The organism is Streptomyces sp. NPDC028314 (assembly GCF_055565795.1).
Map to the genome: position 1 here is coordinate 330932 of NZ_JBVHTP010000001.1, position 26694 is coordinate 357625.

The 26694-nt window shown below is 72.8% G+C and carries 21 protein-coding genes; 8 read left to right on the forward strand and 13 right to left on the reverse strand.

Going from position 1 to position 26694, the window contains the following annotated elements:
• Positions 1-19: 19 nt before the first annotated feature.
• Complete coding sequence (locus tag ACZ4TG_RS01560; protein WP_468159288.1) at positions 20-841, reverse strand: hypothetical protein; 822 nt, start codon at positions 839-841, stop codon at positions 20-22.
• Positions 842-1366: 525 nt separating this feature from the next.
• Here ACZ4TG_RS01560 and fusA point away from each other — a divergent pair.
• Complete coding sequence (fusA, locus tag ACZ4TG_RS01565) at positions 1367-3451, forward strand: elongation factor G (protein WP_468159289.1); 2085 nt, start codon at positions 1367-1369, stop codon at positions 3449-3451.
• A 253-nt stretch (positions 3452-3704) separates the two neighbouring features.
• Positions 3705-4514 (forward strand): class I SAM-dependent methyltransferase, encoded by an 810-nt coding sequence (locus tag ACZ4TG_RS01570; protein ID WP_468159290.1) that lies wholly within the window; start codon positions 3705-3707, stop codon positions 4512-4514.
• Between the two features lie 50 nt (positions 4515-4564).
• On the opposite strand, the gene ACZ4TG_RS01575 is transcribed toward ACZ4TG_RS01570, so the two are convergent.
• Positions 4565-5353 (reverse strand): SDR family NAD(P)-dependent oxidoreductase, encoded by a 789-nt coding sequence (locus ACZ4TG_RS01575; RefSeq protein WP_468159765.1) that lies wholly within the window; start codon positions 5351-5353, stop codon positions 4565-4567.
• Positions 5354-5600: 247 nt separating this feature from the next.
• Between ACZ4TG_RS01575 and ACZ4TG_RS01580 the strand changes: the two genes are divergently transcribed.
• Positions 5601-8204, forward strand: a complete 2604-nt coding sequence (locus ACZ4TG_RS01580; RefSeq protein ID WP_468159291.1) for a YfhO family protein — start codon at positions 5601-5603, stop codon at positions 8202-8204.
• Here the strand turns inward: ACZ4TG_RS01580 and ACZ4TG_RS01585 are convergent.
• Together ACZ4TG_RS01585 and ACZ4TG_RS01590 are read right to left on the reverse strand one after the other, a co-directional pair.
• Positions 8164-8274 carry a hypothetical protein gene (locus ACZ4TG_RS01585; RefSeq protein WP_468159292.1) on the reverse strand — a complete coding sequence of 37 codons (111 nt, stop codon included), beginning with the start codon at positions 8272-8274 and terminating at the stop codon, positions 8164-8166. The genes ACZ4TG_RS01580 and ACZ4TG_RS01585 overlap by 41 nt on opposite strands.
• Positions 8271-8552 (reverse strand): trypsin-like serine protease, encoded by a 282-nt coding sequence (locus ACZ4TG_RS01590; RefSeq protein ID WP_468159293.1) that lies wholly within the window; start codon positions 8550-8552, stop codon positions 8271-8273. Before ACZ4TG_RS01590 ends, ACZ4TG_RS01585 begins: the two co-directional genes overlap by 4 nt.
• Before the next feature lie 205 nt (positions 8553-8757).
• Between ACZ4TG_RS01590 and ACZ4TG_RS01595 the strand changes: the two genes are divergently transcribed.
• On the forward strand, positions 8758-9576 hold the full coding sequence (locus ACZ4TG_RS01595) for an SCO4651 family lipoprotein (RefSeq protein ID WP_468159294.1): 819 nt from the start codon (positions 8758-8760) through the stop codon (positions 9574-9576).
• Between the two features lie 126 nt (positions 9577-9702).
• Here the strand turns inward: ACZ4TG_RS01595 and ACZ4TG_RS01600 are convergent, their stop codons facing one another.
• The 3 genes from ACZ4TG_RS01600 to ACZ4TG_RS01610 all read right to left on the reverse strand — a co-directional run bounded on the left by ACZ4TG_RS01600 (position 9703) and on the right by ACZ4TG_RS01610 (position 11673).
• Positions 9703-10230: a hypothetical protein gene (locus tag ACZ4TG_RS01600; RefSeq protein WP_468159295.1), complete on the reverse strand. Its 528-nt coding sequence runs from the start codon at positions 10228-10230 to the stop codon at positions 9703-9705.
• A gap of 163 nt (positions 10231-10393) precedes the next feature.
• The gene (locus tag ACZ4TG_RS01605) at positions 10394-11203 is read right to left on the reverse strand and encodes a DUF1206 domain-containing protein (protein ID WP_468159296.1); all 810 of its coding nucleotides are present in this window, start codon (positions 11201-11203) and stop codon (positions 10394-10396) included.
• A gap of 20 nt (positions 11204-11223) precedes the next feature.
• On the reverse strand, positions 11224-11673 hold the full coding sequence (locus ACZ4TG_RS01610; protein ID WP_468159297.1) for an SRPBCC family protein: 450 nt from the start codon (positions 11671-11673) through the stop codon (positions 11224-11226).
• Positions 11674-11946: 273 nt separating this feature from the next.
• Here ACZ4TG_RS01610 and ACZ4TG_RS01615 point away from each other — a divergent pair, with 273 nt between their 5' ends.
• Positions 11947-15132 (forward strand): amidohydrolase family protein, encoded by a 3186-nt coding sequence (locus ACZ4TG_RS01615; protein WP_468159298.1) that lies wholly within the window; start codon positions 11947-11949, stop codon positions 15130-15132.
• A gap of 72 nt (positions 15133-15204) precedes the next feature.
• Positions 15205-16440 (forward strand): cytochrome P450 family protein, encoded by a 1236-nt coding sequence (locus ACZ4TG_RS01620; protein WP_468159299.1) that lies wholly within the window; start codon positions 15205-15207, stop codon positions 16438-16440.
• 56 nt (positions 16441-16496) lie between these two features.
• Here ACZ4TG_RS01620 and ACZ4TG_RS01625 read toward each other — a convergent pair whose 3' ends face one another.
• Both ACZ4TG_RS01625 and ACZ4TG_RS01630 read right to left on the reverse strand, forming a co-directional pair.
• Positions 16497-17747 carry a glycosyltransferase family 39 protein gene (locus ACZ4TG_RS01625; protein WP_468159300.1) on the reverse strand — a complete coding sequence of 417 codons (1251 nt, stop codon included), beginning with the start codon at positions 17745-17747 and terminating at the stop codon, positions 16497-16499.
• Positions 17748-17980: 233 nt separating this feature from the next.
• Entirely contained in the window at positions 17981-18631 is a 651-nt protein-coding gene (locus ACZ4TG_RS01630; protein ID WP_468159301.1) for a DUF4360 domain-containing protein, read from the reverse strand.
• 601 nt (positions 18632-19232) lie between these two features.
• Here ACZ4TG_RS01630 and ACZ4TG_RS01635 point away from each other — a divergent pair.
• Positions 19233-20651 carry a nucleobase:cation symporter-2 family protein gene (locus ACZ4TG_RS01635; RefSeq protein ID WP_468159302.1) on the forward strand — a complete coding sequence of 473 codons (1419 nt, stop codon included), beginning with the start codon at positions 19233-19235 and terminating at the stop codon, positions 20649-20651.
• Positions 20652-20702: 51 nt separating this feature from the next.
• On the opposite strand, the gene ACZ4TG_RS01640 is transcribed toward ACZ4TG_RS01635, so the two are convergent.
• Complete coding sequence (locus tag ACZ4TG_RS01640) at positions 20703-21425, reverse strand: helix-turn-helix transcriptional regulator (protein WP_468159303.1); 723 nt, start codon at positions 21423-21425, stop codon at positions 20703-20705.
• Between the two features lie 195 nt (positions 21426-21620).
• The gene (locus ACZ4TG_RS01645) at positions 21621-23675 is read right to left on the reverse strand and encodes a SpoIIE family protein phosphatase (RefSeq protein ID WP_468159304.1); all 2055 of its coding nucleotides are present in this window, start codon (positions 23673-23675) and stop codon (positions 21621-21623) included.
• A 321-nt stretch (positions 23676-23996) separates the two neighbouring features.
• Here ACZ4TG_RS01645 and ACZ4TG_RS01650 point away from each other — a divergent pair, with 321 nt between their 5' ends.
• Positions 23997-25343 carry a cytochrome P450 gene (locus ACZ4TG_RS01650; protein WP_468159305.1) on the forward strand — a complete coding sequence of 449 codons (1347 nt, stop codon included), beginning with the start codon at positions 23997-23999 and terminating at the stop codon, positions 25341-25343.
• Positions 25344-25383: 40 nt separating this feature from the next.
• Here the strand turns inward: ACZ4TG_RS01650 and ACZ4TG_RS01655 are convergent, their stop codons facing one another.
• Both ACZ4TG_RS01655 and ACZ4TG_RS01660 read right to left on the reverse strand, forming a co-directional pair.
• A complete protein-coding gene (locus ACZ4TG_RS01655) occupies positions 25384-25821 on the reverse strand; it encodes a DUF6234 family protein (RefSeq protein WP_468159306.1) in 438 nt (145 codons plus the stop codon).
• A 67-nt stretch (positions 25822-25888) separates the two neighbouring features.
• The gene (locus tag ACZ4TG_RS01660) at positions 25889-26602 is read right to left on the reverse strand and encodes a ribonuclease H family protein (protein WP_468159307.1); all 714 of its coding nucleotides are present in this window, start codon (positions 26600-26602) and stop codon (positions 25889-25891) included.
• Positions 26603-26694 lie beyond the last annotated feature (92 nt).

A 26694-nucleotide genomic window follows, 5' to 3' on the forward strand; every position in this document is an offset into this window, starting at 1 on the left:
TAGGCCGTAGCCGCGGTCACTACCCGTCGACCGCCCGCGCCCCGATCGCCATGCCGATCGTCATGACGGACAGCGCGCCCCAGAAGACGGCGGGCGACCACACCAGGACGGCCGGGCCGGCGAAGGAGATCAGGAAGGCCAGCAACAGCCAGGCGAAGGCCAAGGCCGCGAGCGCGGTCGGCCTGCCGCTCACCAGCGCCCACGCCGCGGCGCACAGGAGGAACCAGCCCAGCGCCATCCAGGGCCACATGCCCGTCTGCGACGCGGGCGCGTACGTACTGGTCTGTCCGGCTGCCTCCAGGCGGACGACCTGGCCCCGCCAGGTGCGCAACCGGGCGGGGTCACCCGCCTTGGCCTCCTCGTACGCCTTCCGGCTGACGTCGAACCAGTCGGAGCCGCCGCTCCAGGCGACCCTCAGGCTGAAGTAGGTCGTGCAACTGGTTCCGCCGGCGTACCCGCCGGTGCCTCCGATGGTCACGGGAGCCCCGCCGATGCCGCCCGCGCCGCCGGCTCCGCCGGCTCCGCCGCCGATGGTCACGGGAGCGCCGCCCGCCGCGCTGCCGCCCGTGCCGGTCGACGTGCAGTGCTCGCCGGTCTTCCGGTCGCGGACCTCGCCCGTCTCGGCGCGTACGCACCCCTCGCCGTCGCACAGGGGCGCGTGCCGGTAGACGACGGTCGCCCGGTAGCCGTCCGCGATGGGCTGCGCGGCGAGGAGGAGACCGAGCCCCGCGGCCAGGACGACCAGCGCGCGCAACCACACCGACAGCGGCCGTTCGTACCAACGCCCCCAGTACACGGTGGACTTCACCCGGTACTGATGCCCCGCGGCCAGGTCGCCCATGCCGGGGCCGGCGCACCGCGCGGGGGCGTACCGACGGAAGCGGGAAAAATCCGATGCCGTGTCCCGGCCGGGGTCCCTACACTCGCTCCTGCGTGCCGCGACCGATCACGGTACGCGTTTCGTCGAACGAACCGAACGAGGGGAGCCGGGCCGTGTGTTACCGCATCGCCGTCTGCGTTCCCCGGTCGCGGTACGACGTGATCCTGGTGTCTTCGGTTTCCCGGTGACCGCTGCGCGGCCGTCACCGGATGTCCGAGACGAAGCGACGAAGCGGACCTGAACCCGCCTTCCGGCTGGTCAGCCCGCCGACCCAGCCGCCTGCCCGGGCACGTCCCGGCCGCGGGCGGTCGCGCGGCGTCCTGAGCCAGCCCGTCCGTCTGCCTGCCCCGCCGTCTGCCTGCCCGTCCGTTTGCGTACCCGGGCGGCGCTGTCGCCGCCGCGGGCAGGTCGGACACGGCAGTCACCGCCGTGCCGTCCCGAAATCGCGCCGCCCTGAAGACCAAGCCGCCAGAAAGGCCCTGGGCCATGCGCACCAACACCACGACCACCGTCCGAAACCTCGGCATCCTCGCGCACGTCGACGCCGGGAAGACCACCCTCACCGAACGCGTCCTCTACACCACCGGCGCCACGTACAAGCGGGGCGAGGTCCACGACGGGACCACCGTCACCGACTTCGACCCGCAGGAACGCGATCGCGGGATCACCATCTTCGCCGCGGCGGTCAGCTGCACCTGGGACGGTCACCGGATCAACCTGATCGACACGCCGGGCCACGTCGACTTCTCCGACGAGGTGGAACGGTCGCTGCGCGTCCTCGACGGCGCCGTCGCGGTCTTCGACGCCGTCGCGGGGGTGGAACCGCAGAGCGAGTCCGTGTGGCGGCAGGCAGACCGGCACAAGGTGCCCCGCATCGCGTTCGTCAACAAGATGGACCGGATCGGCGCCGACCTCGACTCGGCCGTCGCCTCGGTGCGGGACCGGCTCCACGTCGTTCCGCTGGTGGTCCAGCTCCCCATCGGGCAAGAGGACGGCTTCACCGGGGTCGTGGATCTCGTACGGATGCGCTCGCTCGTCTGGGGCGAGCACGTCGGTCCCGAGGCGTTCGAGGTGGGAGCCGTGCCCGAGGCCCTCCTCGAAGAGGCGCTCCGGCGTCGCCGGCTGCTCGACGAGCAGGTCGCCGAGCTGCATCCGGCCGCGCTGGAGGAGTACTGCGCGACGTCGGCGCTCTCCACCCCGACGCTGGTCGCGGCGCTGCGCGAGGTGACGCGCGGTGGTGAGGGCGTGGTCGTGCTGTGCGGCTCCGCGTACCGCAACCGTGCGGTGGAGCCGCTGCTCGACGCCGTGGTCGCCTACCTCCCCTCCCCCGCCGACATGCCGCCGGTGCGCGGGATCCGCGGGATCCGTGGCGGGCCGGCGGAGGAACGTACCGCCGATCCGGCGGCGCCGTTCGCCGCGCTCGCCTTCAAGGTGAACGCGACGGCCACCGGACGGCTGACCTGTCTGCGGGTGTATTCGGGAACGATGCGCAAGGGGGACACCGTGCTGGACGCGACCGCCGGCCGCACCGAGCGGATCGGCCGGATCCTGCGGGTGCAGGCCGACCGGCACGCCGAGGTCGAGCAGGCGGTGGCCGGGGACATCGTCGCCGTGGTCGGGCTCAAGTCCGCCCGCGCCGGGGCGACGCTGTGCGCACCCGACGCACCACTGGTCCTCGAACCGCCCACGGTGGCCGCGCCGGTGGTGTCCGTGGCGGTCGAGGCGCGCAGCAGGGTGGACGTCGGCCGGCTCTCGTCGGCGCTGGCCAGACTGGTCGAGGAGGACCCGTCGCTGGCGGTACGGACGGATCCCGAGACGGGCCAGACGGTGCTGTCGGGGATGGGCGAACTGCATCTGGAGGTGGCGGTGGAGAAGATCCGCCGCAGCCACGGGCTGTACGTCGACGTGGGCCGCCCTCGGGTGGCCTACCGGGAGACGGTGGCGCGCGGGGTGTCCGGGCTGGTGTACCGGCACGTCAAGCAGGACGGCGGCGCGGGCCAGTTCGCCCATGTGGTCCTGGATGTCGAGGCTCTCGGCATCCAGGGCGACGGCGACGGCGACGGTTTCGTGTTCCGGTCCGCGGTGGTCGGCGGCCGGGTGCCGCAGGAGTACGTGCGCGCGGTGGAGGCGGGTTGCCGGGACGCCCTCACCGAGGGGCCCCTCGGTGGTCATCCGGTGACCGGGCTGCGGGTCACCCTGACCGACGGAGCCACGCACCCCAAGGACTCCTCGGAGATGGCGTTCCGGGCGGCGGGGCGGTTCGCGCTGCGCGAGGCCCTGCGCGCCGCCGCGATGGAGTTGCTGGAGCCGGTGGCCGAGGTCGTGGTGACCGTCCCCGACGAGGCGGTCGGCGGTGTGCTCGGCGATCTGGCGGCGCGGCGCGGGCGCGCGTCGGGATCGGCCACGCGGACCGGGACCACGGCGATCACCGCCGCCGTTCCGCTGGCCGAGCTGTTCGGGTACGCGTCCCGGCTGCGCAGCCGGACCCAGGGCCGGGGCACCTTCACCTCCCGGCCCACGGGCTACGCGGCCGTGCCGGCGGCGGTGAGTGCGGCGGTGCTGTCCGCGTAGGCCCCGGGGCGTACGGGATGCGCGGCGCCTGAACCGGGGCCGCCGGGCATCCGGACCGTGTGCGGCGGGCCGTGCGGGACCGGCCCGCCGCACACGGTTGGGTGGCGCTGCTGGCCGGCCGCCCGGACGGGGTGCCCGTGGTGGCCGTCTGGATCCCCGTGATCCCGTACCGGAGCAGGACGCTCCGGGCCGAGTGGCCGCCGGGCGTGTCGTACCGCGCGGTCCCGGCTGCCGTGGCCCGATAGTGGACGCTGTGAACGACTGGCCGGAGGGACCCGGGAAAGCCGGGGCAAGCGGCGAAGGCGGCGGCCGGGAAGGCGCCGCGTGGTCCGGGCGCGAGGGGGCGCAGGCCTTCGCCTCCGTGGAGGCGGCCACCGACTGGCTGCTCGGGTACCCCTTCGTCTTCCGGGCCCTGGCCCGCTGGATCGACGGCGGGCACGTCCTGGTGGACTACGGATGCGGGCCGGGGAAGGTGGCCGACCACGGCGCCCGGCTGCTCGGCGCGAGGGTGCTGGGCGTGGACACCTCCCCCGAGATGCTGGCGCTGGCGCGCAGCTCGGGGACGGCCGTTTCGGAGTACCACCTGATCCAGGACGGCAGGGCCGCCTGCCTGGCAGACGGCATCGCCGACGCGGTGATGTGCAATCACGTGCTGGCGTCCCTCCCGACCGAGGAAGCGGTGCTCACCGTGTTCCGGGAGGTCCGCCGGCTCCTGCGCCCGGGCGCGCCGTTCGTGCTGCTGACCACGGATCCCGCGTGCAGCGGCACCGAGTACGCCTCGCTGCGCATCGGTGAGCCCGGCGAGGCGTACGGGCCGGGCGAGGAGCTGACCGTACGGCTCCGGCGCACGGACGGGACCTGGCAGGAGATGCGCAACCACGCCTGGCCCGTAGGCATCCATCCGGATCTGCTGGAGCGGGCCGGTTTCCGCGACGTCGTACAGCACCGCCCGACGGTGGACGAGGCGCTCGAACTCGCCGACCCGGACTTCGCCGCCGGCCGTACCTGGTCGGCGGAGCGGGCGAGGCCGCCGCTGGTGGTCACCACGGCCCTGGCGCACTGACCGGGTCCGCGGGGGCCTGCGCCGCCGAAACGGAACTTCGACGAGACGGTCTAGGGGAGGATGGAGTCCACGTACCCCCCGTCGACCCGCAGGGCTCCGCCCGTGGTGGCGGATGCGTACGGCGAGGCGAGGTAGACGACCATGTGGGCGATCTCCTCCGGCTCGATCAGCCGCTGGATCAGCGACTGGGGCCGGTGCGCGCGCATGAACTCGCGCTGCGCCTCCTCCCACGGCAGGTCCTTGGAGACCAGCTCGTAGACGAACTCCTCGACGCCGCCGGTGTGTGTCGGTCCGGCGATGACGGAGTTCACCGTCACGCCCGTGCCGGCGGCTTCCTTGGCGAAGCCCCGGGAGACCGCGAGCAGGGCGGTCTTGGACATCCCGTAGTGGATCATCTCGGCCGGGATGACCACGGCCGAGTCACTGGCGATGTTCTGGACCCGGCCCCATGAGCGCTGCATCATGCCCGGCAGGTAGTGCCTGGTCAGGCGGACGGCGGTGAGTACGTTCGTCTCGAAGTAGCGCCGCCATTCGTCGTCGTCGATCTCCAGCGCGGGCCGTGAGCCGAAGATCCCGAGGTTGTTGACGAGGATGTCGGCGTGCGGGACCGCGTCGAAGACGGCCCGGGCGCCCTCGTCCGTCGCGATGTCGCCGGGCGCCGCGATGAACTCCCCTCCCCGGGCGCCCAGCCGTTGTACGGCATCGGCCACGGACTTCTCGCTCCGGCCGTTGACGGCCACCCGGGCGCCCGCGTCCGCCAGCCCCGACGCGATGGCCGCGCCGATTCCCTGCGTCGATCCGGTGACCAGGGCGGTCTTGCCGGAGAGGTCGATGCGCACGCTGTTACCTGCCTTGCCTGCCGCCATGCGGCTCTGTTGGTCCGTCTTCCGGTCCGTCATCCTCCTTCCGGCTTCCCCCTCGTGCCCGTCTTTTCACCTGTGTCTGCGCGTCACGGGAGAGCCGTTCGGCATTCGAATTTCCTGGCGAATTCCCCATCGGTTCACATAAGGTCGAGTCACCTGCGGCCCTCCGTCATGGCCGGGCGCCCCACCACACGCCACACGCCACACGAGGGTCCGCTTACGTATGAGTTCCGCCTCGATCACGCCTGCCGTCACGCGCATCGCCCCCGGCCGCCGCGGCGCGCCCGAGACCACGGCGCCGGGCGGCCGCAGACGCGGGGCCGTCGCCGCCCTGGCCGCCGCCCTCATATCCATGGCCGCCTACTGTGCGGGGCTCGCCGCCCACGGCACCTTCCCCTTCGGGCCGGCCCCGCGCGCCGACAACGACCTGCGCCATCAGTACGTTCCCTTCCACGCCCACCTGTGGGACCTCCAGCACGGGACCGCGCAGGGCGACCTCTTCTTCAACTGGCAGAGCGGCTACGGCGTCGGGTTCTTCGGTGACTTCTTCACCTACCTGGCCAATCCGTTCTCCTGGCTGACCGGCCTCCTGCCGCGCGCGGACGTCGAGTTCGCCGTCTTCCTGGTCAGTCTCCTCAGCATGGGTCTCGCCGCCGCGCTGATGACCGTCTTCCTCGGCCGGCTCCGCCCCGGGTCCCCCTGGCTGCGTGCCCAGCTGTCCGTCGGCTACGCCGTGTGCGGCTGGAACGTCGCCGAGGGCGCCATCGTCCCGATGTGGATGTGGGGTCTGGCCGCCCTGCCGATGCTCGCGATAGCCGCCGACTGGTGTCTGACCGGCCGCCGTTGGGTGCTCGGCAGCCTGCTCGTCGCGCTCTGCTGGTTCGCCAACTTCTACACGGCCGCCATGGCCACCATGGCGGCCGCACTCGTGCTCCTCCTGCGCCTGCTCACCGCCGACGTGGACTGGCGCACCCGCGGCCGGGTGCTGTGGCGGGCCGCCACCATGACCGTCACCGGTCTGCTGCTGGCCGCCCCCGCCATCCTGGTGTGCGCTCTCGCCAACGCGCAGGCCCAGCCCACCGATCAGTACATCGTCAGCGTCGCCACCCCGCCCCTGACCTACCTGGCGATGTTCCTGCCGGGGAGCCTCGCGAGCCCCACCGCGCCGAACGTCTTCGTCGGAACCCTGGTCCTGCTGCTCGCGCTCGCCCTGCCGTTCCAGTCCAAGGTGCGGGCCCGTGAGCGCGTCGCGTGGCCGGTCCTGATCGTGGCCACGGCCCTCTCGTTCGTGATCACCCCCACCGCCGAGCTGTGGCAGGGCTTCACGCTGCCGCACGGCGCGCCGTTCCGGGAGTCGTTCGTGCTCAGCGCGTTCCTGGTGATGGCCGCGTGGGTGTGCCTCGCCCGGATGCCCCGGCCCCGCGCCCTGCTCGGCGGCGCGGCGCTGCTCGCGGTACTGACCGCCCTGACGTACGACGCCCAGCCCGTCAGCGGAGCCGCCCTGAGGGGCACCCTGCTCGGCGGCGTCCTCTTCACCGGCCTGCTCCTGCTGTACGCGCGCGGGCTGCGGCGCAGGTCCCGGGCGGTCGTCGTCGGCCTGCTCGCCGTCGGGGTGTTCGCCACCACCGCGTACTCCGTCTTCGCCGTGACGGCGGTACAGGACCCGACCCTGCGCGGGCCCGCCCGGCCCCAGACCCTGACCGAACAGGGCCTCGGCTCGCACGCGGCCCTCGCCGCTCGGCGGACCTGGCCGGACACCCGCTCCGAGGCCGGCCCCGAAGTCTTCGTCACCAACAACGACGCGATGCTGCTGGGTGCGCAGGGCGGCTCGTACTACAGCAGCTACGTGACGAAGGAGACCGCGAGCGGGCTCGGCGGCCTCGGTCTCGGGGAGGCGATAGGCGGCCGGCACCTGTGGACCGCCCGCGACCCGGTCCTCCAGGCCCTGCTGGGTGTCGGCGCCACTCTCGACCCCGTCGGCCGCGACGACGTCCGGCTGCGCACGACGGCCGCCCCGCCGCTGGTCACCGTACGGCCGCCGGGCAGCGACCAGGCGTACGGCGCCCCCGCGGGCTCGGTGTGGGCAAGACGACAGGCCGCCCTCGGCGCCGGGGTGTACACCGTGCCGGACCTCTCGCCCGAGGACCCGGCCGTCGTCCGCACCGCCGCGGGCTGGCCGCTGCGGCGCGCGGAGGGCGCGAGTCCGGGCCGGGGGAACACCTTCACCGCCCGCTGCGCCCCCGGTGAGCGCGTGTTCCTCCACGCCCCCGCGCTACGGGCCGACGTGGCGACGGCGGGCGGCTCGTCCGAGGGCTTCTACGGCTCCCCGCCCGTGCGCCTCGCCCCGCTGAAGGAACTGGGAACGGTGCCGGGCGACGGGCGGTTCGTCTTCACCGTCCGCCCCGCCGAGGACGGCCAGGTGCTGCCCTCGGACGCGCTCGGCTGCCTGAACGTCCCGGCCTTCGACGCGGCCGTGCAGCGGCTTCGGGCCACCGGCGCGACGAAGGTCCGGGCGGGCGGGCACTCGGTCAGCGCCGAACTCCCGGCGGGCTCCACCGGCACCGCGGTCGTCGCCACCACCGTGCCCCCGGGCTGGACCTGCGCCGTGGACGGCGGACCGGCCCGCCCTCCGGTCTCCCGCCAGGGCCTGCTGGGCGTCCCGCTCGGCGCCGGCGCGGACCGGATCGCGTGTACGTACCTCCCGCCGGGCCTGACGGCAGGGCTCGCCGGGACGGGTGCCGGGGTGCTGGCGATCGCGGGCGTACTGGTCCTTCCCCGGCTGCGCGCTATCCGACGGGCAGGCCCAGGCCCGCGGCGACCACGCTGACCCGGGTGAACACCGAGACCGGGTACTGGTCGTCGCAGTACTTGTTGCCGGTGGAGACGACGCCGATCACCTTCCCGCCGGCGACCAGCGGGCCCCCGAGTCACCGCGGCAGATGCTGTCGTGGGCGTCGGCGGGAGTGGTCCCGCACACCTTCAGCGCGTCGGACTCGCCGGGATCGGTGAAGGGCTCACACGCCTTGAGCGGTGCCAGGGTGAGCACGGCCGACTTCAGCCGGGTGCCCCGGGTGTCGGTGCCGGTCCTGCCCCAGCCGACGGTCTTCGCGGTCTTCCCGAAGGCGTAGAGGCCCGAGTCCTGCGCGGCGGTGAGCACCTTGGTGGGCGCGACCATGTGATCCCCCGGAACCCGGCGCGCGCCGCCGGTGGGCGCGCGTGCTCGTCGTGGAGCACGACGTACGGATCGGCGGCGCGGTTCCATGACCGGGCCGCACCGCCCGGCTGATCGCGGCCGCGATCCCGAATGTAGGCTCCTCATAAGAATGTGAGCGGCTTGAAGACGTACGTGAAGAAGTACGTGAAGAAGTAGGGGTGGGGAAATGAAGGCAGGCAAGGCTGCCGCGGCTGTCACCGCGGCGCTGTTCATAGCGGCGGGATCGGTCGGCTGTTCGGCGGCGACCGTGACCAAGAAGGCGGCCGACTCCGCGGAGACCCTGGTCTCGGCGCTGGCCCAGGCGTCCGACGAGGCGTCGAAGGCGGGTTCGGCCGACATCAGCATGGTCCTGACGTCTCCGGACACCGACAACAAGCCGGTGAAGATGAAGGGCGTCTACTCCTGGGGCAACGGTCTCGCGATGGAGACCGAGATGCCGGCCAAGGACCTCGGCATGGAGGACATGGTCGCGGACGGCACGATCACGATGCGGCTCGTGGAGGGGTCGTACTACTACGGTGTCGACCCGGCGCAGGACGGCCCGTTCAAGGGCAAGAGCTGGCTGAAGGTCGAAGCCTCCGCCCTCCTCGGCGACAAGGGCGCGGACAGCATGAAGGCCGACAACGACCCGACCGCGGGCCTGAAGACGCTCAAGTACGCCAGGGGTGTCACCAAGGTCGGCAAGGAGGACGTCAACGGCAAGAGCGCCGTCCACTACCACGCCACGATCCCGGCGGACAAACTGGGCGACGCCGCCTCCGCGTTCGGCGCGCTGGGCGCGAACGGCGACCTCGTCACGGACGTGTGGGTCGACGACAAGGGCATGCCCGCCCGGATGAACCAGGTCATCGGCACGACGTCGGTCAACATCGACTTCCTGTCCTTCGGCGTCGCCCAGTCCGTCGCCGTCCCGCCGGCCGCCGACACGGCCGACATGACCGAGATGATCAAGAACGGACAGGGCGGCCAGGGCGGCCCGGCCTGACGGTTCCGGCGGCGGCCCGGCGAGGCGGGTCCCGCCTCCGCGGCCCGCTCCCGGACGGGGCGGGCAGGGCACGGGGGCGGGGACCGCTCAAGGACCACTTCGACAGTGCGGCGGGGCGGGGACCGCTCAGGACCGCTTCGACAGCGCGGCGGCGAGAGCGGTCAGCAGGGCGGTCCTGTCGTGCGTGGCGACGGACAGCGCCTCGCCTCCGCGTGTCGTGAGCACGACGCTGTCCATGCCCATGGGGACGCCCCAGCCGCCGCCCACCAGGCGGGGCGCTCCGCGGTCCGCCGCCCGGAGCCCGGGCACGGGTGCGTCGATCGCACCGGCGGAGGCCGCGTACCGGGCGACCGGTCCGGGGACCGCGTGCTGGAGTTCCGCATGGACGGACGCCGGGTCGATGTCGGCCAGTGCCAGCCGTTCACGGCCGACGCGCAGGATGCCCCGGTCCCCGTCGACGACGATGCGGTTGTAGACGGCCTTCGAGAGCGGCACCGCGATGCAGGGAACCAGGATCAGGAGATAGGCGGCGGAGACGATCAGCCACACCCCGGTGTCTTCCGGAACGGCATCGACTCCCAGCTTGATGACCATCGCCAGGTAGAGGCCCACGCAGATGGCCGTCCAGGTCCTGGGGAGTCGTTCCTTGTACACACGAGGCCTTTCGGGGGTCGGGATGCGTGAGGCCGGTCCCGGACAGGGTGCGGCCCCATGCCGCCGGCCCGGCTCTTTCGCTGTGATCTTTCGCCGTGCCCTTTCTACGTGATCGGGTCGGACGCCGTCCCCGGCGGGGTCCGTCTACCGTCGCGGGCCAGGATCAGACCTTGCGCCACCGGGCCATCGCCCAGGAGAAGACTCCGAACAGCACCAGCCCGACGGCGACGGCCACCAGCAGCCAGGGGCCGGCCGGGGTCTGGGTGAAGGTGCGCAGGGTGTCGTCGAGCCCCTTCGCCCGGCTCGGGTCGTAGCGCACCGCGGCGTAGACGATGAAGCCGCCGACGGCCGCGAAGACGGTGCCGCGGGCCAGGCCGCCGGTGACGCCGAGGGCCTCGACGGCCTTCTGGGCCTCCGGGGACACCCCGCTCATGTCCAGGTGCTTGCGGAACTTGCGCTGGGCCGCCCGTACGGCGATGACCGCGCCGCCGACCGCGATGGCGATCCCGGCCGCGGCCACCAGCCACTGGCCGGCCGGGAGTTCCAGGGCCTTCGCCGTCAGGTCGCGCGACTGCTCGTCGCCGGACCGGCTGCCGCCGGAGCCCGTGGCGAAGGACAGGACGGAGAAGGCGGCGACGATGTAGAAGGCGGCGCGGCCTGCCGAAGCCAGCCGTTTGGTGGCCTTGTCGCCCTTCGGGCCGGCCGCGCCGAACGCCGCTTCCGACAGGCGCCACAGCACCATGGCCACCAGGCCGATGCCGACGGCCCAGACGAGGACACCGCCGAACGGCTTCCCGGCGAGCTCCTGGAGTGCCCCCTGCCGGTCGGCCTCCTCGCCGCCGCCGCCGAGGGCGACCCGGACGGCCAGGATCCCGATGAGCACGTAGAGCACCCCGCGGGTCGCCAGCCCGCAGCGCGCGGTCACGCCGCGGAGCGTGCCGCCTCGGGAGGCCGTACGGATACCCTCGTCCACCCTTGCGACTCTAGCCGCGCTCACACCTCACCGCGCCAGGAACCGGTCTCGACACCGCGTGCCTCGATGAACAGCTTGAACCGTTTCAGGTCGCCGCTGATCTGACGCTTGACGAAGCCGAGCTTGTCGGCGGCGTTCTCGGCGAGGCCTTCGGGAGCCCAGGTCATATGCAGGACGATCTTGGTGGTGGTCGCGTCGATCGGGTCGAAGGTGACCATCCCCGCCTGGCGCGCCTCCCCGTCCACGGTCATCCACGCGACGCGCCGGTCCGGGAGCTGCTCCGTGATGCGGGCGTCGAACTCGCGCTCCACGCCGTTCACGTTCGTCACCCAGTGGGTCAGGGTGTCGCCGTGCTGCTCCACTCGCTCCACGCCCTCCATGAAGGCGGGGAACTCCTCGAACTGCGTCCACTGGTTGTAGGCCGTCCGAACGGGGACGTTGACCTCTACGTACTCCTCTACGTGTGACACGGGAACCCCTTCCATGCTGTTCGTCGCGGGAGCGTTCCGGACCGCCGGGCGCCGGTGCGCCCGGCCGGATGCTCCGAGCACGCGGCTACCCGGGCCCTGTTCCTCCATGCGCCGGGCCGTCCGATGGCCCCTCGCCGCGTACGGCCCGAGGCGGCCTTGACGGGCGGCTCGGTACGGGTGACCGTGGGCGCGGCCGGTCGTTGAGCCGGGCGGTCAGTGGGGCCCGGGGCCGCCGGGCCCCGGCGACGACCGGATGCGGAGACGTGGTGCCCGATGAACGCCGACGCCAGTAGCCGGCCCCCGGTCCTGTCCCGGCGGCGGCTGTTCGCGGCCGCCGGGGCCGTCGGGGTCGCCGGGCTGGGCCGGACAGGGGCGGCCGCGGCACGGACCCGTACCACGGCCTCGTTCTCCTTCACCGCGGCCACCAACGGGGCGGCCACCCTCTCGCCGGCCGGGGACCGGCTGATCGCCGAGATCCACAACGTCCTCTGGTCGCTGCCGGCTTCGGGGGGCGAGGCCGTGCCGGTCACCGACGTCGGGCTGGAGGCGAGCCGGCCCGTGTACTCCCCCGACGGCTCGCTCGTCGCCTTCTGCGCCTACGGCGGCGGGAACTACCACCTCTGGACCGTGCGGCCCGACGGGTCGGGGCTGCGGCAGCGCACCGAGGGAGACTTCGACGACCGCGGCCCGGCCTGGTCCCCCGACGCGACCCGCATCGCCTTCGCCTCCGAGCGGGCCGGTGACCCGGTGAGCGGCGCGCCGTACCGGATCCACGTACTGGACCTGCGCACCGGCCTGTTGACGCGGTTGACCGGACTCGCCGGGCAGGACGGTCCGCTGCAGGAGGGGCCGTGGGAGGACTTCGACCCCACCTGGTCGCCGGACGGGCAGCGGATCCTGTTCGTCCGCGCGGCGGTGGTGCCCGCGGCGACCGGGCCCCGGACCGATGCCCGCACCGTCGTCTCCGTCCGCGCCGACGGTGCGGGCCCGGTCGCCGTCGAGTTCACCGAGACCGGGGCGGGCGCGCAGCTCATGGCCCCGGCCGTCGCCCCCGACGGGCGCCGGGTGGCCGTGCTGCGGACCACGGCATCGCCGAAGGCGTCCTGCGAGCTCCTCCTGGACGGCCGCCCGCTGCCTGTCGGCGGTGACATCTGCGCCCTGCCGCCGCGCTGGACGGCCGACGGGGAGCTGCTGCTGACCGTCGACGGGCAGTTCACCCTCGTGCGCCCGCAGTCGCCGGACCGGCCGCGGCCGGTCCCCTTCCGCGCCGGGCTCACGGTGGACCGGCCCGGCTACCGGGTCAAGCGGTACGACCTCGGGGACGGGCGCGTCCGGCCGGTCCGGGGCATCCACCTGCCGGCGTTGTCGCCCGACGGGCGGCAGATCGCCTTCGCCGCGCTGAACTCGCTGTGGCTCGGCGGCGCCTCGGGCGGCCGGCCGCCCCGGCGGCTGAGGCGGGCGGCGCCGACCCGCTATCTGCTGGGCCCCACCTGGGCACCCGACGGGCGCTCGCTCCTGTACTGCGACGACCGCGACGGCCTGATGGGCGTGCACCGGCGCGACCTCGCCACGGGGCAGGAGAGCACGCTGGCCACGGGCGGCCGGGTCTTCCCGGCCCTGTCGCCGGACGGAAGACGCCTGGCGTGCCTCGACCTGGTCGGCCGGCTCGTCGTCCGCGATCTGGCGAGCGGTACGGAGCAGGTCGTCGCGGCCCCGCTCGGCGGCGGCGGGCTGCCCGGCCGGCCCAGCTGGTCGCCCGACGGGATCCACCTCGCGCTGTGCGACCGCAACCGGCTCAACATGCGCTTCCGGGAGGGGTACAACCTGATCCGGGTGGTCGACACGGGCACGGGGGCGGCCCGCCTCCATGCCGTGGCCCCCCACACCTCCGTGTCGGACCGGTACGACAGCGGGCCCGTCTGGTCGCCCGACGGCCGCCACATGGCCGTGGTCGTCGAATCCGCCCTGTGCCTGCTGCCCGTCGCGCCGGACGGCACCCCGCGCGGGGACCTGCGCCGGCTGACGACCGAACCGGCCGACCACCCCTCGTGGTCGGGGGACTCGAAGACCCTGCTCTACCTGTCGTCCGGCCGGCTGCGGCTCGTCGACGTGGCGGGAGGGCCCCCGCGCACCGTCCGGCTGCCGCTCGACCGGCCCGGGTCCACGCCGGTCGACACGGTCGTGCACGCGGGACGGTTGTGGGACGGCACGGGCGAGGCCGTACGGGAGGACGTCGACGTCGTGGTCCGCGCGGGGCGCATCGCCGCCGTCGAACCGCACCGCGCGTCCCGCCCGGGCGCGCGGGGCCGCATCGACGCCTCGGCGCGGACGGTCGTACCCGGCCTGTGGGACACCCACACCCACCCCTGGCAGAGCACGTACGGCGGACGCCAGAGCGTGGGCCAGCTGACGTACGGGATCACCACCGCCGTCTCGCTGGGCGGGTTCGCGTACGAGCAGGCCCGTATCCGCGAGGCGGTGGCGTGCGGGCAACTCGCCGGGCCCCGGCTGCTGACCTGCGGCGAACTCCTCGACGGGGCGCGCGTCGCCTACAGCATGGGCCGCGCCCACCGGACCGAGGAGGGCTTGCGCAGGTCCCTGGAACGGGGCGCGGCGCTCGACTGGGACTTCGTCAAGACGTACGTCCGGGCGCCGTCCTGGGTCATGGAGCGGTCCGCCCGGTTCGCCCACGAACGGCTCGGCGTGCGGTGCGGGAGCCATCTCGCGTCGCTGGCCGTCCAGCTGGGGCAGGACCTCACCACCCACCTCCAGGCGACGGAGCGCGCCGAGTCCGGGCACGTCGTGACGGCTTCGGGGCACGCCTACCAGGACGTGACCGAGATCTACGGTGCGGGAGCCGGGCGTCTCGCCCTCGTCGCCACGCCCTTCACCTCGGTCCCGCTGCTGGGAGCCGATCCGCGGCTGGCCGATGACCCGCGCGTCACGGCGGTCATGGCTCCCTGGGACGCCGATCTGGTACGTCAGGCCGCTCGCACGGCGCCGACGCCCGAGCAGCTGGCGACGCTGCGCCGGGAGACCGACATCTACCGGCGGGTGCTGGCCGCGGGCGGGCTGGTCGCGCTCGGCACCGACGCGCCGCTGGTACCGATCGGCCTGTCCCTGCACATGGGGCTGCGCGGCCTGCACCGCGGCGGGCTGTCCGCCGCCCAGGCGCTGCGGACCGTGACCGTCCTGCCGGCCCGGCTGTTCGGCCTGGACCGGGAGCTGGGCACCGTCGAGGCGGGCAAGCTCGCCGACCTCACGGTCGTGGACGGCGACCCGTTCAGCGACTTCGACAGCCTCGTCCGTACGTCCGCCGTCCTCCGCGGCGGGACGCACCACTCGGCGCAGGACCTCGTCGCCGCCTACGGCCGGGCGCCGCAGGCTGCGGCCGACGTCGTCGACTGGCAGCAGGAGCGGCACCTGATGCTGCGGGACGGCTGTTGCAGCGCGGTCTGAGCGGTTGCCCGTACCGGTCTCCGGGAAGGCAGTGGTGCCAGGACCGTTCTCCCGTCTCGCGAAGGATCCGTCGTGAACCTGCCCCCCGCCACGCTCGTCCTCGACCCCTCGGGGTCCGACCGGCACACCGAACACCGGCTGTTACGTGCCCAGGGGCCCGCCGCCCGGGTCGACGTCCTCGGAGTGGCCGCGTGGGCCGTCACCGATCCCGGTCTCCTGAAGCAGCTGCTGACGAGTCCGGCGGTGTCCAAGGACGCCAGGGCGCACTGGCCGGAGTTCGACCGGGCCGTGCAGACGTGGCCCCTCGCGCTCTGGGTCGCGGTGAGCAACATGTTCACCGCCTACGGCGCCGACCACCGGCGGCTGCGCCGGATCGTGGCTCCCGCCTTCAGCGCCCGCCGCGTCGCCGCGCTCCGGGACACCGTCGAGGACCTCGTCGCCGGTCTGCTCGACGAGCTGGATGCCGTCCCGCCGGGCGAGGTGACGGACCTGCGGGAACGGCTGGCGTACCCGTTGCCCATCGCGGTGGTCGGCCACCTCATGGGCGTTCCCGCCGAGCAGCGCGAGGGGTTCCGCGCGGTGGTCGACGCGGTCTTCGACACCACGCTCACCCCCGAGCAGGCGGCGACGAACACCGTCCGGACGTACGACGTCCTCGACCGGCTCATCGCCGCCAAACGCGCCGCGCCCGGCGAGGACATGACCTCCCTCCTCATCTCGGCCCGCGACGAGGAAGGGGACGGCTCCAGGCTGTCCGGCACCGAGCTGCGCGACACCCTGCTCCTGATGATCAGCGCCGGATACGAGACGACGGTCAACGTCATCGACCAGGCCATCACCGCCCTGCTCACCCACCCCGAACAGCTGGACCACGTACGGGCCGGCCGGGCCGGCTGGGGCGACGTGGTGGAGGAGACGCTGCGCCACGAGCCGGCCGTCAAGCATCTGCCGATGCGCTTCGCGGTGGCCGACATCCCCCTGCCCGACGGACAGGTCATCACCAAGGGCGAGGCCATCCTCGCCGCCTACGCGGCCGCGAACCGCCACCCCGGCTGGCACGGCGCGGACGCCGACGCCTTCGACGTCACGCGGGTCACCAAGGAGCACCTGGCCTTCGGACACGGGGTCCACTTCTGCCTGGGCGCGCCCCTGGCCCGCCTGGAGGTGGCGGCCGTCCTACGGCAGCTGTTCGACCGCTTCCCCGGCATCGAGCTCGCGGTTCCCGCCGCCGAGTTGCGGCCGGTCGCCTCCCTCATCAGCAACGGCCACCGGGTCCTGCCGGTCCGGCTCCGCCCCGTGAGCTCCTGAGCTCCTGAGCTCCTGAGCTCCTGAGCACCTGGAGGTCCGACCGGATCCGGATCCGGTCAGGGGTTGCCCCACCAGACGAAGTTGAGGTTGCCGCCGAAGACGGCGGAGGTGACAGTGGCGCCGCCGACGATCCACAGGACGGTGCTGCGCTTGGCTCTGGCGAGGGCCAGGGCGAAGGGGAACAGCAGCGGGAAGGCGGGGAGGAGAAAACGCATCTTGGAGAAGTAGAAGCCCGCACCGCCGAGCGCCATCAGCATGATGACGACCGTGAACATCCAGACGACGGCCGGGGGGCGGCGCCGGCGGGTCATGATGACGAAGAGGATGACCGCGGTCACCACGGTGAGGGAGACCACCACGTGGTTGAGGGTGGTGTGGACCTCGGTGAAGGTCTTCTTCAGCTCCGTCAGCGTGTCGAAACCGCCGTCGTAGACCGAGCCCCAGCGGCGCTGGAGTTCGAAGTAGCCGTCCCAGCGCCCGAAGTGGTAGCCGACGTATCCGACGTAGCCGAACCAGCCCAGGGGCGCGATCAGCGAAGCGGTGACCATCCGGCCGACCGGGGGCCGCTTGGTCCGCTTCTTGCGGCGCCACTGCACGAACTCCCAGACCGCGGCCAGCACCACCGCGGCCACGATGGCCGATCCCGAGGGCCGGGTGGCACCGGCGACCAGCGCGAGCGTGCCGGCCGTCAGCCAGGCCTTCGACATCACCGCGTACATCGCCCACACCGACAGCGCCAGGAACAGCGGCTCGGTGTACGCCATCGACTGCACCAGCGCGGCCGGCACGATCGCGAACAGTGCGCAGGTGAACAGCGCGACCCGGCGGCCGTAGATCTTGTCGGTGACCGCGAAGATGCCCCAGGCCGCGATGACCGACGCGAACAGCGCCAGCCCCATCGCCACCCAGTTCATCGGCAGACCGGTGAGGTAGGAGGTGTAGCGGATCATCATCGGGTACACCGGGAAGAACGCCATCTGGCATCCCGGCCCGGCGAACCCGCACGGCGACGGCGAGGCAAGCGGCGTGGTCAGCCCGCTCTCCGCGATGTGCAGGTAGTACACCGCGTCCCAGCGCCCGCCCAGGATCTCCAGCGGCTGCACGCCCTTGCGCTGCGCCCACACCGCCATGACGGCCAGTCCGGTGGCACGCAGCGCGATGTGGATCAGCAGCGCCTTCCGTGCACGCAGCAGGTTCGCCCGTACGCGCCGGCCGACACCCCGAAGGCCGGAGTCCTCCATGGGGACGGTGGGGTCGGCGCCCAGAGCGGGTCCTGGGGCGCCGGCGCGTATTTCGGTATGGGTCACGTTCAGTCCTGGAGTCGCCCGATGCTGTAGGCCGCCACCTGCGCGGCACCGTACAACCGTACACAGGTGTCATATGAACCTATTGGGCGCCCAGTATTGACAGTGGGTAATAAAGCGGGCGGACATTACTGGTTGAACTGGTCGATTTCCGGCCACGCGTACGGGGTGGTGCGGGCCCGGCGGACCTGCCGCCGGGCCCGCGCCCGATGAGGGTCGGCGCGGATCAGTGCGGATCAGCGCTCGGGGCAGGTCTTCCAGGCAAGGTGGTAGATCGTCTGGATGTCGCCGTCGGTGGAGTCCATCGCGATGAAGCTGTTGGTCTTCTTCGGGTCCGAGGTGCCCGCGTTGACGCGCAGCTCGGTGTTGATGTTGAAGTTGCGCTGGGCGCCGCAGGGCGCCCAGACCAGTTGCCCCCAGTCGGTCGAGTCGGTGGCCTGCCAGTTGTTGTCGAACGGGCCGTCGAAGCGATGGCTGCGGCTCGCCGTGTCGGACGAGCCCTGGAAGTAGTACGAGGCCTTCTGGGTCGCGTTGGCGCCTCTCTCCAGGTGGGCGTAGCCGCGGTAGTCGGCGCGCGCGACGGCGTAGGTGAAGCCCTGCGGGACGTGCACGATCAGGTTGAGCTGGCAGTTCTTGCGGAAGTCCGTGGGCTGGGCGCCGACGCCGACCTGGGCCAGGTACTGGCTGTAGGTGACGGTGAAGGCCGTGTTGTCCGCTGCCACGGCGACGGCCGCGGTACCCAGCGGACAGCCGGAGCCGTTGACGGTCGCGAGCTCGATGACGATCTTGTCGGGCGGCACTGTGATGGCGGCGGGGGCCTGCGGGGCGAGGAACGTGCCGGCGAGGAACACGGCAGTCGCGCCGCCGGCGAGTAAGGCACCGGGCATGATGCTCCGATCGGTCGTATCGGGGGGCCTTGCCTGATGTGTGGGGGGGTCCAGCCGGCCGCTCACGCATACGCCTCGGCCCGGACGGCAAGAACCGTCGGGTCGGGGCCTGAACTCGTGAAGATGCCCGGCTGTCCGGCCGCGTCGCGGAACGAGTACCGGATCGCTCTGGATGCTAGAGACCGCGTTCCGCAGGTAATAAGGCAGATACCGGCCGAACACGCGCCGGATCCCCGCGAGGCGGACTGATTGATTCCGCCGGACCCCCGCCGGACCGCTGCCGGGCTCCCCCCGGACTCCCCTCGGACTCCCCTCGGCCGACCGGTCCCGGCCACCGGTTACTCGCGAGGAAACACCACATGTGGCTATGGTGAGCGCCCTCGGTCGAGATCCCCTTGGGATCCCAAGCAGAAGCGCACCCCCAGCGCATCGATCGAAGGGTTTCCTGCCACTCCAGGACCCGAATGCAGTGCGGAGCGACGTGGTGTCGGCAACACCGCCCGATGTCGGCTCGGCATGATCCGGCCTGCCCCCGTCCCGTCACCCGGGGCCGGAGGGGCGGCGGCTTCTCATTCACCTACCTCGCGAAGGCAAGGCAGAGATGGCACGCGTTCCCAGACAGTCCGCCCGGCAGGCCTCCCGCCAGCGGCAGTCCCATCCCGTCGACGAGCTGCTCCCCGTTCCGCGGCTCGCCCTGTACGGCTTCCAGCACGTCCTCGCGTTCTACGCGGCGGCGGTCATCGTTCCGGTCCTCCTCGGGAACGCCCTCGGGCTGTCCCGCCAGGAGCTCGTCCACCTCATCAACGCCGATCTCCTGACCTGCGGCATCGCCTCGATCATCCAGGCCCTGGGCGTGTGGAAGATCGGCGCCCGGCTGCCGCTCGTCCAGGGCGTCACGTTCACCGCCGTATCCCCCATGATCGCCATCGGGACGGGGGCGGGCGGCGGTACCGCCGGGCTGCTCGTCGTCTACGGAGCGGTGATCACGGCGGGCATAGCCACGTTCCTGTTCGCCCCCGTCTTCAGCAAGCTGGTGAAGTACTTCCCGCCGATCGTCATCGGCACGATCCTGACGATCATCGGCATCACCCTCATCCCGGTGGCCCTTCAGGACGCGGCCGGCGGCGCCCAGCTGATCGGCACTGCCGCCTACGGCTCCGCGCGCAGTCTCGCGTACGCCCTGGGCACCCTGCTGTTCGTCCTGGCGATCGCCAGGATCGGCAGGCCCTTCCTCAGCAGCCTCGCCGTCCTGCTCGGACTCGTCGGCGGCACGACGGTCGCCTGGGCCCTCGGCGACGCGGACTTCTCCGCGGTCCGTGACACCGACTGGTTCGGGGTCACCACGCCCTTCCACTTCGGCATGCCGAGGTTCGAGCTGCTCCCGGTGGCCGCCATGCTCGTCGTCATGCTGATCACGATGGTGGAGACCACCGGAGACGTCTACGCCATCGGGGAGATCACCCGCAAGCGCGTCGACACCGACACCGTGGCCCGGGCTCTGCGCGCCGACGGCGTCGCGACCGCCCTCGGCGGTGTCCTCAACTCGTTCCCGTACGTGGCGTTCGCCGAGAACATCGGCCTGGTGCGGATGTCGAAGGTGATGAGCCGGTACGTGGTCGTCGCGGCCGGGGTGTTCATGATCGCCCTGGGCCTCTTCCCCAAGGCGGGCAGCCTCGTCGCCTCGATCCCCCACCCCGTGCTCGGCGGGGCCGCACTGTCGATGTTCGGGATGGTCGCCGCGGTCGGCATCCAGATCCTGGGGAAGGTCGATCTGCGCGAGGAGCGCAACTCCCTGATCCTCGCGGTGAGTCTCGGCGCGGCGCTGCTGCCGGCCACGGTCGGGCCGTTCTTCGACCGGATGCCGGACGGTCTGCGGGCGGTGCTCGACAGCGGCATCACGCTGGGCGCACTGAGCGCCATCACGCTGAACCTGCTCTTCAACGTCTTCACCAGCCGTACGACGATGGAGATCGACTGGGACGACGCCGAGGAGGAGGGTCTCGGGGCGGCCGCGCGCTGAACCGGGGCGGGGCCGGGAGGCGCGCCTCCCGGCCCCGGCCGCCCTACCGCGTCACGGACTTCCGGCCGGGAACGGGGACGCCTCACCCGCCTCGCCGATCAACTCCCAGAAGTGGTCGACGAGTCGGCGCAGGTATGCGGCCCGCTCGGCTTTGATCTCCTTGAGCCGGAAGTCGTCGTTCAGGGCGACGAGGTGCCCCATGTACCGCTCCGAGAACTCCGCGAACTCGGCGTGCATGGTGCGCAGCGCGTCGCCCACGCTCGTCGCGTCGACGACGACGATCTCCGCCACCGGCTCGACGTGCGCCTTCCAGCGTCCGTCGATGGCCGACCGCAGGTGGTCGGCCAGTTCGTCCACCCTGCCCATGATCCCGATGAGCTTGCGCAAGGAGAGGCCCAGCGCTTCCACCAGTGCCCTGGTCTGCCAGGTGTCCCCGTGCCACTCCCGCGCCGCCTCCGCCGCGCGGTACTCGGCCGGGTCCATGCCTATGCGGTAGGCCAGGCGTTCCACCGTGAGCCGGTGGGCCAGCCGGTACTCCGCCAGCGTGCGCGGCTCGACCCCCATCAGGGTCGTCGTATCGCACCACAGGACGGCGGCCAGGGCGAAGAGCTGCTGGTCCGACGGCGCGTGGGAGCCCTGCTCCCAGGCCATGACCAGTTGGGGGTGGACGGGGGCGCCGCAGGACGCCATCGACTCGGCCACCTGGGCCGTCGTCAGGCCCATGCGGGCGCGGGCGGCTCTGGCCTCGTCGGGGGAGAACGGAGTGCTGTACACGTACAAGACACCTCGCAACGACCTCGAACGCGCGGGGCGCTCCAGGGAGATGGATTGGTGGATGAACATCCAGGAGCGGGCACAGTAACAGACGTTCTTTCGGTGTAAACGCCCCAACCCCTACGATCCGAAGGCGTAATGGCCATACAGGGAAAGATCCAAAAGTCGCAGCCGGCGCGGCCCGCCGGCGTGCGGTCACCGGGCGCGGCGCACCCGGGCCAGGACGAGGACCGTGTCGTCGGTCGCGGTGTCGGGCAGCAGGTTCGACAGGATCCGGTCGGCCGCCTCCTCCAACGAGCCCATGGGGCGGCGCAGCTCAGCGCGCAGCGCGTCCATACCGGTGTCGATGTCCTGGCCGCGCGCCTCGATGAGCCCGTCGGTGTACAGGGCCACCGTGGCGCCCTCGGGGATCTCGGCCTCCATCGACCGGAAGGGCACGCCGCCCACGCCGAGGGGAACCCCCAGCACCTCTCCGAGGGTGTCGACCGTGCCGTCCCGGTGGCGCACCAGGGGCGGCGGGTGGCCGGCGTTGGCGAACCGGGCGCGGCCGGTGTGCGGGTCGTAGAGCAGGTACAGGCAGGTCGCCCAGCCGATGCCGGCCTCCTGGGCGCAGGCTTCGAGTTCCTCCAGCAGCGCCTCGGGCTCCCGGGTGTGCCGGGCGAGCGCCTTCGCGGTGATCCGCAGCCGGCCCATGGCCGCCGCGGCGGGCACTCCGTGGCCCATCACGTCGCCGACGACGAGGGCCACGCGGTCCCCGGACAGGCTGATCGCGTCGTACCAGTCGCCGCCGACCTCGGTGATGCGGCCGCCGGGCAGGTACCGGTGGGCGATGTCCACGTACGGGCCGGCCGCCGGGGCGCTGGGCAGGAGGGCGCGCTGGAGGGTGAGCGCGATGTCCTGGACCCTGCTGTACAGACGGGCGTTGTCCAGGCAGAGGGCCGCGCGGGACGCCAGCTCCCCCGCGAGCCGGAGGTCCTGTTCGGCGAACTCCGGCCGGCCCTCCGAGCGGCCGAACATGGCGATGCCCTGCACCGTGCCGCGTGCGATGAGCGGAGCGATGAGGATGCAGACCAGCCCGCTGTCCATGAGGAGTTGCGCGCGCTCCTGATGGATGACGGTCCGCGTCACGAAGTCCTCGTTCACCGGAACGCAGACCGGGCGGCCGGAGCTCAGCATCTGGTGGATGCTGGAGCCCGGCGGGTACGTCACCTCCTGCAGGCCGCTGAGGAGTTCGACGGCCGGCGCGCCGAGCGTGGTCCCGAACGCGATCCTGCGGGTGAACAGCGGGAGCCGCGGGTCGAAGTCCGCGCTCTCGTCCATCCACTCCACGAGTTCCACCACGGAGGCGTCGCAGAACTCCGGCACCACGGCCTCGACCAGCTCCTGCGCGGTGACCTCCACGTCCAGGGTGGTGCCGATGCGCGCCGCGGCACGGTCGAGCAGTGCCAGCCGCTGCCGGGCGGTGGTCGCTTCCAGGATCGCCCGTTCGCGGTCGGTGACGTCCACCAGGAGCCCGCCCACGCCCCGCCGGGTGTCCCCCGCCCCGCTCAGCGGGAAGAAGCTGACCGAGCGCACCTGGTCCCGGTCCGGATGCCCTGTCGTACGCAGGCCCACGAGGGTGCCGACCACCGTCCGGCCTCCGTCGGCGACGCCGCGCAGCATGCGCTGGTACTCGCCGTCGTCGGAGGTGATCATGATGTCCGCCATACGGCGCCCGAGGTGTTCCTGGACCGGGATGCCGTCCATGTCGGCCAGCGCCTGGTTGAGGTGGACGTAGCGCAGGTCCTCGTCGAGCATGACCAGGCCGATGGGGCAGGTCTCGAAGAGCGCGTCGAGGAAGGAGAGGTTCGTCTTCACCCGGTCGAGTTCGTCCGCCCGGCTCGCCAGCCCGATGGTCACGGAGCCGCCCGCGGCGCCGGCCATGGGGAAGGCGCGGAAGCCGCAGTCGAAGACCGTGCCGTCCCGGTGCAGGACGGGCAGGCGTACCCGCCAGTAGCCCAGGGTCCGGGCCCGCTCCACGAGCAGTCCGGCCGCGCCGGGCGCCGACGCCGGGAAGAGGGCCGCCGCGGGCCCGGACAGCACCGCGCGCGCCTCGTGGCCGAAGAGGCCCTGCGCGCCGGGGCCCCAGTAGCAGACCCGCCCGTCGTCGTCGATGCCGAACACGGCCACCGCCACGTGCTCCAGCAGCGATCCCGGCTCGGACCAAAGGGGGCCGGGATCCTGCTCGCCCCCCAGCCGGTCCGGTGCCATCGAAGGATCCCCTCACGGGTGACTGCCCGGCGGCCGCGCGACGGTCGCGGGCTGCTCCTCCCAATTCTGCGCGCGATCCGGAACGGGGACATGTCGTCCGCGCGCCGGCGCGCACCGACGGCGCCTTACGCCACAGAGGGTGATCGATCGGTCACGGAAAAGTCTCGGCCTGGCGTTGCGTACCGGTGGCCGGAACGGGAGCACATGCGGCCGAAGGGGTTGTCACCCAGCACATCCACTCCCGTACAGTCCGTGATGCCCGAACTCCATCGGGGACCTCACCCATGGGACCATGTCCAGCGGTCGAACAGGAGCAGACCCGTGGCCACCGGAACCGACCCCACCACCGTCCCGTCGACCACATCCCGGGCAGGCCGTCCGGTCCCGGAGCTGGACCCCGCCCTCGTGGAGCGGTGGCGCTCCACAGGCGGCGAACTGGTCGACCTGCTGACCCTGGCCCGCGAACAGCTGGGCCCCGTCGCGGCGTTCCGCCTCGGGCCGCTCCCCACCGTCCTGGTCACGGATCCCCAGGCCGTCCAGCACGTGCTCGCCCTGCACCCGGACCGGTACGTCAAGCGCTCGCACCGCGCCCGCCTGCTGGTCGGCGACGGTGTGCTCTCGGCGACCGGCGAGGCCTGGAAGCGGCAACGGCGCGTGCTCCAGTCCCAGTTCACCGGCACCGGGATGCGCCGCTACGAGCAGCGGATCTCCGCGGCCGCCCGGACCACCGCCGAGCGCTGGGCCGGGTACGAGCGGGCCGGGCAGACGCTCGACCTCGGCGGGGAGATGCGCCGCTTCGCCCTTGACACCATCTGGCGCGCCCTCACGGGGCACCCCCTCGACGACGGCACGGACCGCGAACTGGCCTCCGTGGCAACCGTCGTGGCCGCGCTGCCGACCCTGCCCGCCGGCGCCGTCGATGCCCGGGAGGCCGTCGCCGACGACCTCGCCCGGATCGACTCCGTGGCCCGGCGCGCCATCGAGGCCGCCCGGGACAGCGCCGCGGGCCCGGACGGCCCGGGGCTGCTGCACGTACTGCTCGACGCCTCCGCCGAACGGCCCGAGTACACCGACCGGCTCGTCCGGGACGAACTGGTGACCCTGCTGGTCGCCGGCCACGAAACCACCGCCACCACCCTGACCTGGCTCTACCTTCTCCTCGACCGTCATCCCGCCGCCCGCGAGGAGGCCCTGGCCGCGGGCGGCGCGGGTTCGCCGGAGCGGCGGGAAGCCGTCAGGGCCCTGGTCAACGAGACGCTCCGGCTCTACCCCTCGGCCTGGATCCTGCCCCGGCACGCCCTGGAGGACGACACCCTGGCCGGGTACGCGGTCGAAGCGGGCAGCGACGTGCTGGTCTGCCCGTACCTCACCCACCGCGACCCCGGACTGTGGCCGGACCCCGAGCGGTTCGACCCCCGGCGGTTCACGGACCCGGGCCGCCGCCCCACCCACCCGGGCGCCTACCTGCCGTTCGGCATCGGCCCGCGAGCCTGCCTGGGCCTCCAGTTCGCCCTCCGCGAGTCGGCCGTACTCCTCGAACACCTGCTGCCCGCCCACACGGTGGCCTTCCGCTCCGTGCCCACGAAGGCCGCGTACAGCATCACGGTCCGCCCGGACGGCCCCACGCCCGCCGTCCTCGCCGCCGACGCGGGAGCCGGGCCGGCTTGAGGGCGAGCGGGGCTTCCCCGCGTCGCGTACGGCGGACAGGTCAGCTGCCGGTGTTCGCGCACTCGCTGTTGTCTCCGCCGCTGCGGCAGCCGACCATGCCGGTGAATCCCGGGGCGGGCTTGTTCAGCTCGTCCTCGTGCTGCTGTACGGCGCCTCCGGCGACGATCGCCGCCAGCAGCAGGCCCATCACGACGACCTGGCTCCACACGACCGCCCGCGCCCCGCGCCGTCCCGCGACGACGGCGACGACCACGGCGAACACGAACACGACGCCGAGCGCGCCCAGGTACCCGTCCAGGCGCACTTCGGGGCGCGGGCGGCTCGAATCGAGGGTGAACGTCGCCCCGAACAGGCCGACCACCACGCCCAGTACGGCCAGCCCCTCCAGCAGGAGCAGACCGAAGGAGGCGGCGCACCCGCGTCCGGCGGTCTCGCTGTTCGGGAGGTCTACGGCGGGCTGCGTGGCTGATCTCGTCATGCGCCCACTGTCCCCACACCCGGCCGCGGGTGCATGAGTACGCGTACTCATGCACCCGCGGCCGCGGTCAGGTCGTGGCGGCGGCCTCGGTCACGGTACCGCCGCAGTCCGGGTGTCCCCAGCGCGTCCCGAGCTTGGCGATCAGCTCGCCGGCCGCGTACGGCTTGCCGCACGGGCAGTTGCCGGGGAACTTCGCCTTGATGGACCGGGATCCGCGTGCGGGCGCCGCCTTGCGGGCGGCGGCGCCCGCGCGGGCGGGTGCGGTACGGGCGGGGGTGCTCCGGGCCGGGGCCGGTACCGGCATGGACGCGTGGCCCAGGGCGGTGCCCGCCGCCTGCTGGGTGAGCGCCGCGTCGCTGGCGGCCTGGTCGGCGATCGCGTTCAGGTGGTCGCCGTCCTCACGGTGGGCGGGAACGTAGCGGAACTCCACCTCCCGGTCGGCCAGCAGCGCGTCGATGCTCTCGACGAGCTCCCGGTTGGCGACCGGCTTGCCCGCCGCGGTCTTCCAGCCGTTGCGCTTCCACGCCGGGAGCCACTGCGTGACGGCCTTCATCGCGTACTGGGAGTCCATGCGCACCTGGACCGCCGTTCCCGGGGCGAGCGCCTCCAGCAGCCTTTGCAGGGCGGTGAGTTCGCCCACGTTGTTCGTGGCCCGGCCGAGCGGGCCGGCCTCCCAGCGCTCGGGGCGCCCCTCGGCGTCGGCGATGACCCAAGCCCACCCGGCGGGCCCGGGATTCCCCTTGGCCGCCCCGTCGCAGGCGGCAATGATGCGATCAGACATCCCCCGATCATGCCCCACCGAAGGCCCTGCCCGATCCACCGCGGGCGCGGGGTCGGCAGCCCGGGCCGCAGCCCAGGCGGCCGGGACGGCCG

What these genes read in the sequence shown, in the direction of transcription:
- ACZ4TG_RS01560 (WP_468159288.1), bottom strand. Translation starts at nt 841, where the DNA reads ATGGGCGACCTGGCCGCGGGGCATCAGTACCGGGTGAAGTCCACCGTG.
- fusA (WP_468159289.1), top strand. Translation starts at nt 1,367, where the DNA reads ATGCGCACCAACACCACGACCACCGTCCGAAACCTCGGCATCCTCGCG.
- ACZ4TG_RS01580 (WP_468159291.1), top strand. Translation starts at nt 5,601, where the DNA reads ATGAGTTCCGCCTCGATCACGCCTGCCGTCACGCGCATCGCCCCCGGC.
- ACZ4TG_RS01590 (WP_468159293.1), bottom strand. Translation starts at nt 8,552, where the DNA reads ATGGTCGCGCCCACCAAGGTGCTCACCGCCGCGCAGGACTCGGGCCTC.
- ACZ4TG_RS01595 (WP_468159294.1), top strand. Translation starts at nt 8,758, where the DNA reads ATGAAGGCAGGCAAGGCTGCCGCGGCTGTCACCGCGGCGCTGTTCATA.
- ACZ4TG_RS01615 (WP_468159298.1), top strand. Translation starts at nt 11,947, where the DNA reads ATGAACGCCGACGCCAGTAGCCGGCCCCCGGTCCTGTCCCGGCGGCGG.
- ACZ4TG_RS01630 (WP_468159301.1), bottom strand. Translation starts at nt 18,631, where the DNA reads ATGCCCGGTGCCTTACTCGCCGGCGGCGCGACTGCCGTGTTCCTCGCC.
- ACZ4TG_RS01635 (WP_468159302.1), top strand. Translation starts at nt 19,233, where the DNA reads ATGGCACGCGTTCCCAGACAGTCCGCCCGGCAGGCCTCCCGCCAGCGG.
- ACZ4TG_RS01645 (WP_468159304.1), bottom strand. Translation starts at nt 23,675, where the DNA reads ATGGCACCGGACCGGCTGGGGGGCGAGCAGGATCCCGGCCCCCTTTGG.
- ACZ4TG_RS01655 (WP_468159306.1), bottom strand. Translation starts at nt 25,821, where the DNA reads ATGACGAGATCAGCCACGCAGCCCGCCGTAGACCTCCCGAACAGCGAG.
- ACZ4TG_RS01660 (WP_468159307.1), bottom strand. Translation starts at nt 26,602, where the DNA reads ATGTCTGATCGCATCATTGCCGCCTGCGACGGGGCGGCCAAGGGGAAT.